The sequence below is a fragment of the Tabrizicola sp. genome (assembly GCF_041911175.1).
Classification (GTDB): domain Bacteria; phylum Pseudomonadota; class Alphaproteobacteria; order Rhodobacterales; family Rhodobacteraceae; genus Tabrizicola.
Window position 1 is genome coordinate 16,953 of record NZ_JAYRPN010000125.1, and the last position, 14,455, is coordinate 31,407.

The window sequence follows — 14,455 nt, forward strand, 5'->3', positions numbered from 1 at the left end:
GCGCAGATTCGTAAAGCGGCAAACGACCGGGGCCCGCGCCCCCCTTGCGCCCCGTCCGTTTCGCCGTAGCTTCGGTCGGAAAGGGAGCGCCCAATGACCGAGCAGAAGACCGTCTACCTGGCCGACTACCAGCCTTTCAGCCACATCGTCGACAGCGTGGACCTGACCTTCCGCCTTGCCCCCGCTGCCACGCGGGTCATCGCCCGGCTGGCGCTGCGCCCGAACCCCGAACGTCCGGGCCGGAACGACCTGCGGCTGGATGGTGAGGGGCTGACGCATCTCTCCTGCACTGTCGACGGACAGCCCGTCACGCCGCAGATCGACGGGCATTCCCTGACGCTTGCCGCGAAAGACCTCCCGGACGGCCCCTTCACGCTGGACACCGAGGTCCAGATCGCGCCGGAGTCCAACACTGCGCTGGAAGGCCTGTACATGTCGAAGGGCATGTACTGCACCCAGTGCGAGGCCGAGGGCTTCCGCAAGATCACCTGGTATCCCGACCGCCCCGACGTGATGTCGCGCTTCAAGGTGCGGATCGAGGCCGACCTGCCCATCCTCTTGTCCAACGGCAACCCCACCGCCAGCGGCAAGGGCTGGGCGGAATGGGACGACCCCTGGCCGAAGCCCGCCTACCTGTTTGCGCTGGTGGCAGGTGACCTCCGCGCCCATTCCGCCGATTTCACCACCGCCTCGGGCCGCAGGGTCGCGCTCAACATCTGGGTCCGCCCCGGCGATGAGGACCGCTGCGCCTATGCGATGGACAGCCTGATCCGCTCGATGCGCTGGGACGAACAGGTCTATGGCCGCGAATACGATCTGGACGTGTTCAATATCGTCGCGGTCGATGATTTCAACATGGGCGCGATGGAGAACAAGGGGCTGAACATCTTCAACTCCCGCTACGTCCTCGCCAGCCCGGAAACCGCCACCGATGACGACTACGCCCGGATCGAGGCGATCATCGCGCATGAATATTTCCACAACTGGACCGGCAACCGCATCACCTGCCGCGACTGGTTCCAGCTCTGCCTCAAGGAAGGGCTGACCGTCTTCCGCGACCACCAGTTTTCCGGCGACATGCGATCGGCCGCCGTGCGCCGGATCGAGGATGTGGTGGCGCTGCGCGCCCGCCAGTTCCGCGAGGATGCCGGGCCGCTCGCCCATCAGGTGCGCCCCGAGAGCTTTGTCGAGATCAACAACTTCTACACCGCCACGGTCTACGAGAAGGGCGCCGAGGTCATCGGGATGCTGAAGTCGCTGGTCGGCGACGGGGGCTACAAGCGCGCTCTCGATCTCTACTTCGACCGCCATGACGGCGACGCCGCCACCATCGAGGACTGGCTCAAGGTCTTCGAGGATGCCACCGACCGCGACCTCACGCAGTTCAAGCTCTGGTATTCCGAAGCCGGAACCCCCCGCCTGAAAGTCGAGGACAGCTGGGCCGATGGCGTCTACACCCTGACCTTTACCCAGAAAAACCCGCCCACCCCCGGCCAGCCGGAAAAGCAGCCGAAGGTGATCCCGGTCAAGGTCGGCCTCCTCAACCCCAACGGCGACGAGGTGGTGCCGACGATCATGCTGGAGATGACCCGCGCCAAGCAGTCCTTCCGGTTCGAGGGGCTGGCGGCCCGTCCCGTCCCGTCGATCCTGCGCGGTTTTTCGGCCCCCGTGGTCATGGACCGCAAGCCGGTGGCGGGCGAACGCGCCTTCCTTCTGGCCCACGACACCGACCCGTTCAACAAATGGGAGGCGGGCCGTGCGCTTGCGAAAGAGGTGATGGCCGAGATGGCGCTGAAGGGCACGCCGGTCCGGTCGGACTGGCTGGACGCCGTTGCCGCGGTGACCTTCGACGCGACCCTCGACCCTGCCTTCCGCGCGCTTTGCCTGCGCCTGCCGGGCGAGGACGACCTGGCCCAGACCATCGCCGCGACGGGCCGCATCCCCGACCCCGCCAAGATCCACGCCGCCCGGCGCGAGATGGCGGGCGCGCTGGCGATCCGGCTGGGCGAGGGATTGCACAGGCTTTACAAGGACCTGGATGACAACGCCCCCTTCTCCCCTTCAGCGGATCAAGCCGGTCGCCGGGCGCTGAAGATCGCCGCGCTCCAGCTTCTGACCCGGCGCGACGGCGGCAAGCTCGCCGCCTCGGCCTTCGCCCGCGCCCGGTCGATGACCGAGGAGATCGGCGCGCTGGCCGCCCTTCTCGACGTGCATCAGGGCGAGAAGGAACTGGTCGCCTTCGCCGCCCGCTGGGGTCGCGACGCGAACGTCATGGACAAGTGGTATGCGCTGCAGATTGCCAGCGCCGAACCGGGCGAGGCGGCGGCGCTGACCGGCCGCCTGCTGGAGACCCCCGGCTTCGACTGGAAGAACCCCAACCGCTTCCGCACCGTGATCGGGGCCCTCGCCGCCAATCACGCGGGCTTCCACCACCGCTCGGGCGCGGGCTACCGACTGGTTGCCGACTGGCTGTTGAAGCTCGACCCCCTGAACCCCCAGACCGCCTCGCGCGTGTCGACGGCCTTCGAGACCTGGCCGCGTTACGATGCCACCCGCCGCAGGCTGGCACGGGCCGAGCTTGACCGGATGCTCGCCGCGCCCGGACTGTCCGGCGACCTGCGTGAAATGCTGGAACGGATGCGCGCTGCGGGCTGACCGGTCGTCAGGTCGCCTTGCAGTAGGGTTGCGCCCGGGTCCAGGCCGCCATCGCGGCCCGCTTCTCGCTGCTGCGCAGCGGCGCCCAGTCGCGCCCGATGCCAAGATTGCCGCCACCGGCCACCATGCCATCCTTGGCGACCTGCCGAGACATGATCTCGACGGCGCATTCCAGGTTGGCCTCGCCGTCCTTCAACGCACCGACCGAGGTCGCGTCGCAGCCGTAATTCGCTGCCGACCGCGGTGAAATCTGCATCAGGCCGATCCAGCGCCCACCGCCGCCCGAGGCCTTTTCGTTCCAGGTGCTTTCGTATTTCGCCACCGCCGAGAGCAGCCCCGTCCAGAAGGCGCGGCGTTCCTCGACCGAGGCTTCCGTATAGCCGGGGCACCAGGTTTCGATGTCGGCGGGAACCCGCTCGGACAGTTGCGGATCCTTGGTTGACACGGCAACCAGGGTCGATTCGGTCCACTCCGCCCCCTCGGGATGGTGGTCCCATTGCATCGGCGGAGCGACAAAGGACATCTGGTCCTTCGGTTGCGTGCTGATGCACCCCGACAGCGAAACTGCCGCAAACATTCCCAGAATCATGCCCTTGTGCATGTCGACGTCACCCGAAGATCACCGCATTTCCCTTTTTTCGCCCTGATCCGGCATCACGGTCCCGGCTGTGGCAGCCAAAACCTGCCGGAGGGCGAGTCGATGCTAGTTACACCGTCGCTGATGCATGTGAAAACCCGCACGGGTCGCGGTCAGCAAGAAGATGCCACCCTGCTTCGGCCCGCCGCGACGCCGGGGTTCGAACTCCTGGATGGCATGACGGCCGATCAGGTGCTGGCGCGACTCGACGTTCCGGTGATGCGGCTTGGCGCCGAATGCACCGAATGGCAGTGCATCCGTGACGATCATGCCGCGATGGCGGCGGCGGGGGAATGGGCCGATCTGTTCGAAGCGCTGCGCTATACCGACCAGGAACGGGTGATGGCCTCGGGCGGGCATCGCGTTGCTCCGCTGATCAGCGAAGGCATGCGCGCCGGGCTGGCTGCCGCCATCTCGCGCAAGGACTGGACCGCCGCCCTGGCCGAGATCGAAACCCTCGAAGGCCTCTACGACCGCAACCCGGATGACTATTGCGCCGCTCAGGTCGTGGCCCAAGGCCACATCGACTTTGCCAATGCCCGGCGCAAGGCCGCGCCGCAGGGCCAGCTTTCACGCGAGGTCTGGTCGGAGGGCGCGGTACATTTCGAACGCGCGGAAACCCTCGTCACCCTCTTCGACCCGATCGAGGAGATGTCGCCGCTTCTGGCCGGCACCCGCTATGGCCTGATCCCTGGGATCGAGGATGGCGCCGCGGTCAGCCGCGAATGGTATGAGGACTGGGTCGATCTCGACCCCGAGGATGCCGCCGTCCACGCCGCCCATGCCGTCGACATGCTGCCCGGTTGGCATGGTTCGCTGTCGGGTTTCGAACGTGCCGCGCGCCGGTCCGTCCGCATGACGGAAGCCGTTACCGGCAAGGCCTCCTACGCCGTGTTTCATATCGCCGCTGCCGAGGCGCTGGGCGATCTGTCGCCGACGCTCGACCTGGAATACTTCCTGGAAGCCCTGCACGACTACCAGGCCGCGACGGGCTGCCAGCATCGCGCCAACGTGGCCGCCTGCATCCTCTCGGGCATGGCGATGAACTTCCGCAAGGACGGCGCAGAGGCCGCCTACCAGCTGACCAAGACCCGCGCGGCGCTCTCGGACGTGCTGTGGAACCGCCTGCGCGAGATCCAGATGGATTGCTGGACCCGCCATACCGAAAGCCTGGCCTTCGCGATGGCCGAGGTCTTCGGCCCGGCCCTGAAGCGCGGCGCCCGCATCGTCCGGCGCGGCGAAGGGCTTGGCACCCTGGTGCGGCGCACCTGACGCCTCCCCTTGCCCTGTCGCGGCTTGCGGCCTAAACCCGGCCCCAAGGACCGCTTTCGGAGGCACCCATGCTTGATCTGACCACTACCCCTCCCGCGCCCAAGGTGATCGCCGGGGCCAAGCACGACTGGGAACTGGTCATCGGCATGGAAATCCACGCCCAGGTCTCCTCGAACGCCAAGCTCTTCTCCGGCGCCTCCACCACTTTTGGGGCGGAACCCAACTCCAACGTCGCCTTCGTCGATGCCGCGATGCCGGGGATGCTGCCGGTGATCAACGAATTCTGCGTGGAACAGGCCGTCCGCACCGGGCTGGGCCTCAAGGCGCAGATCAACCTGACCTCGGCCTTCGACCGCAAGAACTATTTCTACCCCGACCTGCCGCAGGGCTACCAGATCAGCCAGCTCTACCACCCCATCGTGGGCGAGGGCGAGGTGATCGTGGAAATGTCCCCCGGCGTTGCCCGCCGGGTGCGGATCGAACGCATCCACCTCGAACAGGACGCCGGGAAATCCATCCACGACATGGACCCGAACCTCAGCTTCGTCGATTTCAACCGCACCGGCGTGGCGCTGATGGAGATCGTCTCGCGCCCCGATATCCGGGGGCCGGAGGAGGCTGCGGCCTATGTGACGAAGCTGCGCCAGATCCTGCGCTACCTTGGCACCTGCGACGGCAACATGCAGAACGGCAACCTGCGCGCCGACGTCAACGTCTCGGTCTGCCGCCCCGGCCAGTACGAGAAATACCAGGCCACGCAGGACTTCAGCCACCTCGGCACCCGCTGCGAGATCAAGAACATGAACTCGATGCGGTTCATCCAGGCTGCCATCGACCATGAGGCCCGCCGCCAGATCGCCATCCTCGAGGATGGTGGCAAGGTCGTGCAGGAAACCCGCCTCTACGACCCCGACAAGAACGAGACCCGCTCGATGCGGTCGAAGGAAGAGGCGCATGACTACCGCTATTTCCCCGACCCCGACCTTCTGCCGCTGGAGATCGAGCAGGCCTGGGTCGACGGTATCCACGCTTCCATGCCGGAACTGCCCGACGCCAAGAAGGCCCGCTTCATGGCGGACTACGGCCTCACCGACTATGACGCCAACGTCCTGACCGCCGAACTGGACTCGGCCCGCTACTTCGACGCGGTGGCGAAGGGCCGTGACGGCAAGATGGCCGCGAACTGGGTGATCAACGAGCTGTTTGGGCGGCTGAAGAAGGAAGGCCACGACATCACCGAAAGCCCGGTTTCCGCCGCGCAGCTGGGGGGCGTCATCGACCTGATCGCCGCGGGCACGATCAGCGGCAAGATGGCCAAGGACCTGTTCGAGATCGTCTATACCGAAGGTGGCGACCCGGCGGCCATCGCCGAGGCGCGCGGCATGAAGCAGGTCACCGACACCGGCGCCATCGAGAAAGCGGTGGACGAGATCATCGCTGCGAACCCCGATCAGGTGGAAAAAGCCAAGGCCAATCCAAAGCTTGCGGGCTGGTTCACCGGCCAGGTGATCAAGGCCACCGGCGGCAAGGCCAACCCGGCCACGGTCAACGCGCTGGTCGCGGCGAAGCTGGGGCTCTGACCCCGGCTGTTGCCCAACTGGCGCGGTTCCGCCAGAAAAACTCTGTGTGATTTGCGGCAAGCCGCAGAATCCCATATGACTTTCCGCGGACAGTGCGGGAGATGCCCGATGCAGCGTTTCGAGTTCAAGGTCATTCCCGCCCCCAAACGCGGGGAAAAGGCCCGTGGCGTGAAGACCACCGAAGAGCGGTTCGCCCTCGCGCTCACCAGCCTGATGAACCAGCTTGGTGCCGAGGGGTGGGACTATGTCCGCGCCGATACCTTGCCCTGCGACGAACGGGTCGGGCTGACCGGCAGCAAGACCACCTTCCAGAACCTGCTGGTCTTCCGCCGGGTGATCGAGCCGCTGTCGGTCGTCGCCCCGGGCACCACGCGGCTTCTGTTGCAGGAACCCGTTCCCGCCACCCCGCGCCTTGGCCCGGCCGAGGCCCCGACGCCCGGCAATGCACCGGCTGTCGGCCCGGCAAAGGGCCTTGCGGCCGAGTAATCAGCCTGCGGCCTTCCGCGCCAGCGGCAGGGTTTCCTCCAGAGCATCCAGCGTTGCGTCATCGCCGAGGCTGATGCGGATGCAGCGGTCCAGCGGCGCGACCCCCGGCATGCGGATGAACACCCCCAGCCTCCCCAGTTCCGCCAGCAACTTCCGCGCGTAGTCCCCGTCGCGACCGCAGTCGATGGTCACGAAGTTGGTGGCCGAGGGCAGGGGCCGCAGCCCGTTTGCCAAGGCGATCCCCGAAAGCCGCGCCCGCGCCGCGACGGTGCGTTCCTGCACGCTTTTCAGCCAGCCCTGATCCTTTAGCGCGGCCAGAGCCCCGGCCTGCGAAATCCGCCCCATCCCGAAATGATCGCGCACCTTGTCGAAAGCCAGCGCCAGGTCCGGGTTGGTGATCGCATAGCCGACTCGCGCCCCCGCCAGCCCGTAACCCTTGGAAAACGTGCGCATCCGGATGACCTGCGGATGATCCGCCGCGATGGTTGGAACCGTTCCCAGCGGGGCAAGGTCGGCATAGGCCTCGTCCAGGATCAGGAGGCTCTGCTCGGGCAGGTTTGCCACCATCTCCTCGATCACATTGGCCGGATGGTGGCTTCCCATCGGGTTGTCGGGGTTCGCCAGGTAGATCAACCGCGCCCCGGTGGAGTTTGCGGCGGACAGAAGCGCCTCGGGATCCTCGTGGTCGCCCTTGTAGGGCACCCGTGTCAGCACCCCGCCAAAGCCCGCGACGTGGAAGTTGAAGGTCGGATAGGCGCCAAGGCTCGTCACGACCTTCGTGCCGGGGTCCAGCACCAGGCGGCAGACCAGACCCAGCAGCCCGTCGATGCCCGGACCCACCGCGATATGGCCGGGCGTCACCCCATGATGCGCTGCAAGCGCCTGTTTCAGATCGTGATTTTCCGGGTCGCCATACATCCAGGCGCCTTCGGCTGCCTCCTTCATCGCCACCACGGCGCGGGGAGAGGGGCCGAACAGCGACTCGTTCGCGCCAAGCCGCGCGCGGAAGGCAACGCCGGTTCGTCGCTCCAGCGCCTCGGGGCCGGTGAAGGGGACCGTGGAGGGAAGTTTGGCGGCGTGCGGGGTGAGAAAGCGGCTCATGGCCAGAAGGCTGGCACGGGGCGGGGGGCTTCGCAAGGGGGCCTCAGCGCAGGAATTTGCGGCGGCTCTCCTCGGCGATGGCTTGCAGCATTTCCAGCCGCGCCAGTTCCGCCTGAGCGGCCTTCCGGGCGGCTTCGTCCGTCAGGCCTGCCAGACGGGCGCGCTGCGCCGCCGCCTGCTTCTTCAAGGTGATTTCCTCGGGCAGGACGCCCGCCTCGGCCATGATCCGGAACCCCACCGCATCGCCCGGCGAGACGAAGGCGTCGCCCGGACGGTCGGGCAGGGGCTTGCCCTCGCCCTCCAGCCCCTGAAGCTGGCCCTTCAGGCGGGCCTTCTGGATCTGCCGTTCGGCCAGGCGGGAAAGCCAGGACATGCGCGTCACCTCCAGCACGAAGGTGGGGGCGACGCGGATCAGCCGCAAGCCTTCACTCGGCGGGGCCGTAGTTCACGGTCAGCTCATAGTCGGCCAGCACCGGTTCGCGCCCGAGCTTTGCGAGGTCTTCGGTCGACGGCGCAAGGCCGATCAGGCCAATGGTCAGCCCGCCCGCCGTGGCAAGGTCGCGCGCATTGTCGCACTGGTTGCATAGCGTGATCTCCTGTTTCGACGTCGGCGTCGAGACAGTCAGTTGCACGCGGATCATTCCGGCCCAGAAGCAATCCACCCCGGCGGGGCAGCGCTGGTCCTCGACGTCGGTGAAAAGCAGCGTGACGTCGGTGTCGGGGACGAGCTGCGCCTCGCCCCCTTTCAGGGTCATTTGTGGGAATATCTGCGTGGTCAGCGGCCAGGCGGCGCTGGCAAGTCCGATCACGGCAAGGGTGGCAAGGGCAAGGCGCATCACGGGTCCTTTCCGGGGCTATCATCACTCTGACGCATGTGCCCCGGAAAGGCTTGGACCGGATTTCCTTACCCCAGATCGGACAGCCGGGCCAGCGCCTCGCGGATCTTCGCCGCTTCCTCCTGCCGCGCCTCCAGGTTCGAGGTCGCCTCCATCACCACATCTTCCGGTGCGGACCTGACGAAGTTCGGGTTGTCGAGCCGCCCCTTCAGCCCGCCAATCTCCTTCGCCAGCTTGTCCAAGGCCTTCTGAAGGCGGGATTTCTCCTCGGCGATGTCGATCAGCCCGGCGAGCGGGATCGCAAAAGCCGCCCCCTCCGCCGCCACCGCGATGGACCCTTTCGGCGCGGCACCTTCGCTCACGGTCTCCACCCGCGCCAGCCGCTTGATCAGCGCCTCATTGCGCTGGAACGCCGCGCGGGCGTCGTCGGAAAGCGAGGTCGCCACCAGATCGGCCTTCAACCCCACCGGCACATGCACCTGCGCGCGGGCGGACCGGATGTCGTCGATCAGCGTGGTGACGAAGGTCATCTCGCGCATCGAGCCCGCGTCGATCAGGGTCGCGGGCAGCTCCGGCCAGTCGGTATGCACCAGCAGTTTCGCGCGCTTGGCCGTAGTGCCCCACAGCTCCTCGGTGATGAAGGGCATGAAGGGATGCAGCAGGATCATCGACTGATCCAGCACCCAGGCCATCGTCGCCCGCGTTTCCGCCGCGTCCGGTCCATCGAACAAGGGCTTGGCGAACTCGACATACCAGTCGCAGACCTTGCCCCAGACGAACTTGTACAGCGCATCGGCGGCGGTATCGAAGCGGAAGTCCTCCAGCGCCGCGTTCACCTCGGCCAGCGTCTTTGCCGTCTCGCCGATGATCCAGCGGTTCGCGGTGGCCTTGGGCGCGGGGGCCGGGCCGGTCGCATGACCCTCCCAGACCCCGTTCATCTCGGCAAAGCGGCAGGCGTTCCAGAGCTTGGTCCCGAAGTTCCGGTAGCCCGCGATCCGCTGGGTATCCAGCTTCAAGACGCCCCCCAGCGAGGCCATCGCCGCATTGGCAAACCGCAGCGCATCGGCGCCGTATTCGTCGATGATCTCCAGCGGGTCGATGACGTTGCCCAGGCTTTTGGACATCTTCTTGCCCTTGGCATCGCGGACCAGGCCGTGCAGGTAGACCGTGTGGAACGGAATGTCGTCCACCACCGCAAGCTGCATCATCATCATCCGGGCGACCCAGAAGAACAGGATGTCCTGCCCGGTCACGAGAACCGAGGTGGGAAAGTACTTCGTCAGCTCCGGCGTTTGTTCCGGCCAGCCGAGCGTCCCGATGGGCCAGAGGCCGGAGGAGAACCAGGTGTCGAGAACGTCGGGGTCGCGCCAGACCGGGTAGACCAGCCGGGTCGGGTCCTCGTCGACCTCGTAGGCGGCCAGCGAGGCCGACAGCATCTGCACAGCGGCGGCGCGGTCGGCCACCTCGACCACCCGCGCGTGGTTCAAGGGATGCGGCAGGGTTGCCAGATCGTCCAGGAACAGGGCCGAGGCCGTCGCGGCAGTCGCGGCGCAGCGATGGATCGGGTCAAGTCCGGCATGACCCTCGCCGAGGACGCGCAGCATCTCGACCGGGTCCAGCGCCTCGTCGCCCTCGTCATCGGTGAAACCCGGCGCGGCCAGGTCGATCCCATACCACACCGGAATCTGATGCCCCCACCACAGCTGGCGGCTGATGCACCAGGGCTCGATGTTCTCCAGCCAATGGTAATAGGTCTTCTCCCCGCTCGGCGGGATGATCTTCGTCGCGCCCGACCGCACCGCCTCCAGCGCCGGTTCCACGATCCGGGCGGTGTCGACGAACCACTGGTCGGTCAGCATCGGCTCGATCACCACTTTCGAGCGGTCGCCGAAGGGCTGCATGATCGGCTTGGCCTCGACGACGGGAACCCGTTCCAGGTGCTCTGCTCCGGTTTCCTTGTCGACGGACTTTTGCAGGACCGTAACCGCCAGTCCTTCGGCGCTGATCTGCTCCACCACCCGCTTGCGCGCCTCGTAGCGGTCGAGGCCGCGCAGGTCGTCCGGCACCAGGTTCAGCGCATCCACCTCCGCCTCGCTCAACGTGAAAGGCTGCTCGGCGAACCCCGGCGTCGCGTAGCCCTTGGCCACCAGCCAGGCGCGCGACATGCGCTGCGCCACTTCCGCCGCCTCGGCATAGGGCACCCCATCGGCCCGCATCTGCGCCTTGGTGTCCATCAGCCGGTAGCAGGGGATGCCTGCGCGCTTGGCCACCGCATAGTCGTTGAAGTCATGCGCCCCGGTTATCTTCACCGCGCCCGAGCCGAACGCGGGGTCCGGGTATTCGTCGGTGATGATCGGGATCAGGCGGCGGTGCTCCTTCGGTCCCACCGGAATTTCGCAAAGATGTCCGACGATTGGCGCATAACGCTCATCCGATGGATGAACCGCCACCGCGCCGTCGCCCAGCATGGTCTCGGGCCGCGTCGTGGCGATGGAGATGTAGTCCCGCGTCTCGCGGAAGGTGACGTTCCCCTCCGCGTCCTTCTCGACATATTCATAGGTCGCCCCACCGGCCAAAGGATACTTGAAGTGCCACATATGGCCCGGCACCTCGATGTTCTCGACCTCCAGGTCGGAAATCGCCGTCTCGAAATGCGGGTCCCAATTCACCAGCCGCTTGCCACGGTAGATCAGGCCCTTCTGGTGCATGTCCACGAAGACCTTGATCACCGCGTCGTGGAAGTTGCCCTCCTCGCCCGCCGGTGCCCCCGGCGCCCCGGACATGGTGAAGGCCTCGCGGTCCCAGTCGGCGCTGGCGCCCAGCCGCTGCAATTGCCCGATGATCGTGCCGCGCGACTTCTGCTTCTGCTGCCAGACGCGGGCGAGGAACGTCTCGCGCCCCATCGTGCGCCGATCCGGCTCCTGGCTTGCAGCCATCTCGCGTTCGGTCACCATCTGGGTCGCGATCCCGGCATGGTCGGTGCCCGGTTGCCAAAGCGTGTCGTCGCCTTGCATCCGGTGCCAACGGGTCAGGATGTCCTGCAGCGTGTTGTTGAACGCATGGCCCATGTGCAGGCTGCCGGTAACGTTCGGCGGCGGGATCATCACCGAGAACGCCGGGCGCCCGGCCTTCGCATTGGCCCCCGCCTTGAAGGCCTTGGCATCAAGCCAGAGCTTCGAGATCCGCGCCTCGGCCTCGGCGGCGTTGAAGGTCTTTTCCATCGGCATGGCGGTCATCCTCTCGCGTCCGTCCTGCCTTTAGCCAAAGCGCGCGGCAAGGGAAAGGCTCTCGCCGCAAGCAGCCTAGCCGGTCTTGCCGAGTGACAGGATCGGACTGAACCCGCCATAGACCATCCGCTTGCCGTCGAAGGGCATCTCGGCCATGCCCATGTCGCCGTCCTCCATCATCGAGGCAAAGGCCTTGTCCCGCGTGGCCTTGTCGGGCCAGGTCATCCAGGCGAAGACCACCGTTTCGTCCGCCTGCAAGGCGACTGCGCGGCGGAAGTCGGTCTGCTTGCCCTCGGGCACCTCGTCGCCCCAGCAGACGACCAGCCCGGTCGCGCCCTTGCCCTGGAACCAGGGCCACCATTTCTCTTCATGCGCGCGGTATTCGTCCTTGCGGGCGTTCGACACCGGGATCAGGAAACCGTCGACATAGGCCATTGTCGTCCTCCATTAGTGTTGGCGGGATGCGTGACTGTAGCACGGTTCAACCCGCCCACCCACTTTCGGCTCCCCCGCCCCGGCAGGCGGCGCAGGCTGGCTCAGACCGGAAGCCCGGCGTCGGGTTTCGGCTGGTCCATCACGATCTGGCTCTGCACGCGGGCGACCGAGGGGTTCGGCAGCAGCCGGTGGTGGATCAGATGGTTCAGCGCAGGCAGGTCGGCGCACCAGACCCTCAGCAGATAATCCGCTTCACCCGTCAGGGTCCAGCAGGCCACGACCTCGGGCAGGGTGGCGATCAGGCGCAGGAAGTCGCGTGCGGCTTCGGGCGAATGCGCCGCGAAATGCACCTGGATGAAGGCCTGGACGGTCAGGCCCAGCTTCTGCGGCGAAAGCCTTGCGCTGTAGCCCGAAATCAGCCCGTCGCCTTCCAATCGCGCGCGGCGCCGGGCGGCCTGGCTGGCCGAGAGGTTCAACAGATCACCAAGCTCTTGCGCCGTGATCTGCGCATTGGCCTGCACGGCGGCAAGCAGGCGGGAATCGGTTTCATCCGGCATGCGGGTTTCTCGCATCGTCTTCTAGTTTTTCGATGAAAATACGCAATATTTCGCAGATGCAAGCCCGTATCTGCGCGCCATCAGCAAGAGGACCGTGTCACACTCAAGGGAAGGATTTCAAACGGAGGACAAACCAATGGGCCCCTTTCCGCACAACGCTCCCCGCGCGGTGATCTCGCCCGAGAACCCCGCCGGGACCGACGGGTTCGAGTTCGTCGAATTCGCCCATCCGAACCCCGACGAATTGCGCGCGCTCTTCACCCGCATGGGCTATGCCCTTACCGCCCGGCACAAGCGCAAGGCCATCGAGCTTTGGCAACAGGGCGACATCACCTACATCCTGAACGACGAGCCCGGCAGCCATGCCCGGAAGTTCGTCGAGGAACACGGCCCCTGCGCCCCCTCGATGGGCTGGCGGGTGGCCGACGCGGGCCATGCCTTTGCCCATGCCGTGAAGAACGGCGCCACGCCGTTCGAAGGCCCGGAAAAGACCCTCGACCTGCCCGCCATCGTCGGGATCGGTGGCTCGCTGATCTATTTCACCGACCGCTACGGTGACGCGAACCCCTATGACGCCGAATTCGACTGGCTGGCATCGCCCAAGCCGAAGGGCGTGGGTTTCCACTATCTCGACCACCTGACCCACAACGTCCATCGCGGCAACATGGACACCTGGTTCGACTTCTACGGCAAGCTGTTCAACTTCCGCCAGATCCGCTTCTTCGACATCGAGGGCAAGTTCACCGGCCTCCATTCCCGCGCCCTGACCTCGCCTTGCGGCCGCATCCGCATCCCGATCAACGAGGACCGGGGCGAGACCGGGCAGATCGTCGAATACCTCAAGCGCTACAAGGGCGAGGGTATCCAGCACATCGCGGTCGGCACCGACGACATCTACGCCGCCACCGACGCCATCGCCGAGGCCGGCCTGAAGTTCATGCCGAAGCCGCCGATGGCCTATTACGAGCTGTCGAAAACCCGCGTCGTCGGGCACGAGGAGCCGCTGGACAAGCTGGCCAAGCACGGCATCCTGATCGACGGCGAGGGCGTGGTGGATGGCGGCGAAACCCGCATCCTCCTCCAGATCTTCTCGAAAACCGTGATCGGCCCGATCTTCTTCGAGTTCATCCAGAGGAAGGGTGACGACGGCTTCGGCGAGGGCAATTTCCGCGCTCTCTTCGAATCGATCGAGCAGGACCAGATCGACCGCGGTGTGTTGAAGGCGTCATAGGGACGGCGGGGTTCACCCACCCTGCCGGGCACAGGGTGGGCGCCAACCCACCCCCCATCATCCCGCCTTGCGCGCGAGGTCCAAAGCCTCGGCAAAGACCTCGGCGCCGACATGGTTCATCAGGACCAGCACCAGCCGCGCATTCAGGGCCTGGCTTTCCGCCTCGCTCAACCCCTTGTACCCGGCCAGCAGCGCCGCATAGGCGCTATCCGGATCGCGCAGGTTCGGCGTGGTGATCAGGCTCATGTCCGGTCCTCCCAGATCGCGGCGGCGGCGGTTGCGATGGCCTCGGGCGCGGCGGTCTGCCAGCGGGCGGCGACGATCTGGTCCGGGCGGATCAGGTACAGCGCCCGCGTCGCCCCCCCAAGATAGCGCGCGCGGACTTCGGGCGTCGTCTCGACGCCCAGCGTGACAAGCCCCGGCACCCGGGGGGCGGGC

General features: G+C 66.5%; 13 protein-coding genes and 1 pseudogene. 5 read left to right on the forward strand and 9 right to left on the reverse strand.

Annotated features, from left to right (window positions below):
- The first annotated feature begins 93 nt into the window (after positions 1-93).
- A complete protein-coding gene (gene pepN, locus ACE3P6_RS17240; protein ID WP_374397534.1) occupies positions 94-2,655 on the forward strand; it encodes an aminopeptidase N in 2,562 nt (853 codons plus the stop codon).
- 7 nt (positions 2,656-2,662) lie between these two features.
- Here pepN and ACE3P6_RS17245 read toward each other — a convergent pair whose 3' ends face one another.
- On the reverse strand, positions 2,663-3,178 hold the full coding sequence (locus ACE3P6_RS17245) for a transglycosylase SLT domain-containing protein (RefSeq protein WP_374397536.1): 516 nt from the start codon (positions 3,176-3,178) through the stop codon (positions 2,663-2,665).
- A 291-nt stretch (positions 3,179-3,469) separates the two neighbouring features.
- Here ACE3P6_RS17245 and ACE3P6_RS17250 point away from each other — a divergent pair, with 291 nt between their 5' ends.
- From ACE3P6_RS17250 to ACE3P6_RS17260, 3 genes are all read left to right on the forward strand, one after another.
- Positions 3,470-4,564, forward strand: a complete 1,095-nt coding sequence (locus ACE3P6_RS17250; RefSeq protein WP_374397538.1) for a hypothetical protein — start codon at positions 3,470-3,472, stop codon at positions 4,562-4,564.
- 68 nt (positions 4,565-4,632) lie between these two features.
- Positions 4,633-6,144 carry an Asp-tRNA(Asn)/Glu-tRNA(Gln) amidotransferase subunit GatB gene (gene gatB / locus ACE3P6_RS17255; protein WP_374397540.1) on the forward strand — a complete coding sequence of 504 codons (1,512 nt, stop codon included), beginning with the start codon at positions 4,633-4,635 and terminating at the stop codon, positions 6,142-6,144.
- Between the two features lie 108 nt (positions 6,145-6,252).
- The gene (locus tag ACE3P6_RS17260; protein WP_374369638.1) at positions 6,253-6,630 is read left to right on the forward strand and encodes a DUF4177 domain-containing protein; all 378 of its coding nucleotides are present in this window, start codon (positions 6,253-6,255) and stop codon (positions 6,628-6,630) included.
- Here ACE3P6_RS17260 and ACE3P6_RS17265 read toward each other — a convergent pair whose 3' ends face one another.
- The 6 genes from ACE3P6_RS17265 to ACE3P6_RS17290 all read right to left on the reverse strand — a co-directional run bounded on the left by ACE3P6_RS17265 (position 6,631) and on the right by ACE3P6_RS17290 (position 12,786).
- Positions 6,631-7,731 carry a pyridoxal phosphate-dependent aminotransferase gene (locus tag ACE3P6_RS17265; RefSeq protein ID WP_374397542.1) on the reverse strand — a complete coding sequence of 367 codons (1,101 nt, stop codon included), beginning with the start codon at positions 7,729-7,731 and terminating at the stop codon, positions 6,631-6,633. It lies immediately after the preceding gene.
- 43 nt (positions 7,732-7,774) lie between these two features.
- Positions 7,775-8,104, reverse strand: coding sequence for a DUF1992 domain-containing protein (locus ACE3P6_RS17270; protein ID WP_374397553.1), 330 nt, complete (start codon positions 8,102-8,104; stop codon positions 7,775-7,777).
- 52 nt (positions 8,105-8,156) lie between these two features.
- A complete protein-coding gene (locus tag ACE3P6_RS17275) occupies positions 8,157-8,567 on the reverse strand; it encodes a hypothetical protein (protein ID WP_374397543.1) in 411 nt (136 codons plus the stop codon).
- Positions 8,568-8,635: 68 nt separating this feature from the next.
- Positions 8,636-11,794 (reverse strand): valine--tRNA ligase, encoded by a 3,159-nt coding sequence (locus ACE3P6_RS17280; protein WP_374397555.1) that lies wholly within the window; start codon positions 11,792-11,794, stop codon positions 8,636-8,638.
- A 75-nt stretch (positions 11,795-11,869) separates the two neighbouring features.
- Positions 11,870-12,229, reverse strand: a complete 360-nt coding sequence (locus ACE3P6_RS17285) for a DUF1428 domain-containing protein (protein WP_374397545.1) — start codon at positions 12,227-12,229, stop codon at positions 11,870-11,872.
- A 101-nt stretch (positions 12,230-12,330) separates the two neighbouring features.
- Positions 12,331-12,786, reverse strand: coding sequence for an Lrp/AsnC family transcriptional regulator (locus ACE3P6_RS17290; protein ID WP_374397558.1), 456 nt, complete (start codon positions 12,784-12,786; stop codon positions 12,331-12,333).
- Positions 12,787-12,922: 136 nt separating this feature from the next.
- Here ACE3P6_RS17290 and hppD point away from each other — a divergent pair, with 136 nt between their 5' ends.
- The gene (gene hppD, locus ACE3P6_RS17295) at positions 12,923-14,017 is read left to right on the forward strand and encodes a 4-hydroxyphenylpyruvate dioxygenase (protein WP_374397547.1); all 1,095 of its coding nucleotides are present in this window, start codon (positions 12,923-12,925) and stop codon (positions 14,015-14,017) included.
- A 57-nt stretch (positions 14,018-14,074) separates the two neighbouring features.
- On the opposite strand, the gene ACE3P6_RS17300 is transcribed toward hppD, so the two are convergent.
- Both ACE3P6_RS17300 and ACE3P6_RS17305 read right to left on the reverse strand, forming a co-directional pair.
- On the reverse strand, positions 14,075-14,263 hold the full coding sequence (locus ACE3P6_RS17300; protein ID WP_374397550.1) for a DUF2783 domain-containing protein: 189 nt from the start codon (positions 14,261-14,263) through the stop codon (positions 14,075-14,077).
- Positions 14,260-14,455, reverse strand: a pseudogene (locus ACE3P6_RS17305) (hypothetical protein); the annotation flags it as partial. The pseudogene ACE3P6_RS17305 and the gene ACE3P6_RS17300, both read right to left, overlap by 4 nt.

Bases quoted from the DNA above. Each gene is read 5' to 3' on its own strand.
- pepN (WP_374397534.1), top strand. From the start codon at position 94: ATGACCGAGCAGAAGACCGTCTACCTGGCCGACTACCAGCCTTTCAGC.
- ACE3P6_RS17245 (WP_374397536.1), bottom strand. From the start codon at position 3,178: ATGTCCTTTGTCGCTCCGCCGATGCAATGGGACCACCATCCCGAGGGG.
- ACE3P6_RS17250 (WP_374397538.1), top strand. From the start codon at position 3,470: ATGACGGCCGATCAGGTGCTGGCGCGACTCGACGTTCCGGTGATGCGG.
- gatB (WP_374397540.1), top strand. From the start codon at position 4,633: ATGCTTGATCTGACCACTACCCCTCCCGCGCCCAAGGTGATCGCCGGG.
- ACE3P6_RS17260 (WP_374369638.1), top strand. From the start codon at position 6,253: ATGCAGCGTTTCGAGTTCAAGGTCATTCCCGCCCCCAAACGCGGGGAA.
- ACE3P6_RS17265 (WP_374397542.1), bottom strand. From the start codon at position 7,731: ATGAGCCGCTTTCTCACCCCGCACGCCGCCAAACTTCCCTCCACGGTC.
- ACE3P6_RS17270 (WP_374397553.1), bottom strand. From the start codon at position 8,104: ATGTCCTGGCTTTCCCGCCTGGCCGAACGGCAGATCCAGAAGGCCCGC.
- ACE3P6_RS17275 (WP_374397543.1), bottom strand. From the start codon at position 8,567: ATGCGCCTTGCCCTTGCCACCCTTGCCGTGATCGGACTTGCCAGCGCC.
- ACE3P6_RS17280 (WP_374397555.1), bottom strand. From the start codon at position 11,794: ATGCCGATGGAAAAGACCTTCAACGCCGCCGAGGCCGAGGCGCGGATC.
- ACE3P6_RS17285 (WP_374397545.1), bottom strand. From the start codon at position 12,229: ATGGCCTATGTCGACGGTTTCCTGATCCCGGTGTCGAACGCCCGCAAG.
- ACE3P6_RS17290 (WP_374397558.1), bottom strand. From the start codon at position 12,786: ATGCCGGATGAAACCGATTCCCGCCTGCTTGCCGCCGTGCAGGCCAAT.
- hppD (WP_374397547.1), top strand. From the start codon at position 12,923: ATGGGCCCCTTTCCGCACAACGCTCCCCGCGCGGTGATCTCGCCCGAG.
- ACE3P6_RS17300 (WP_374397550.1), bottom strand. From the start codon at position 14,263: ATGAGCCTGATCACCACGCCGAACCTGCGCGATCCGGATAGCGCCTAT.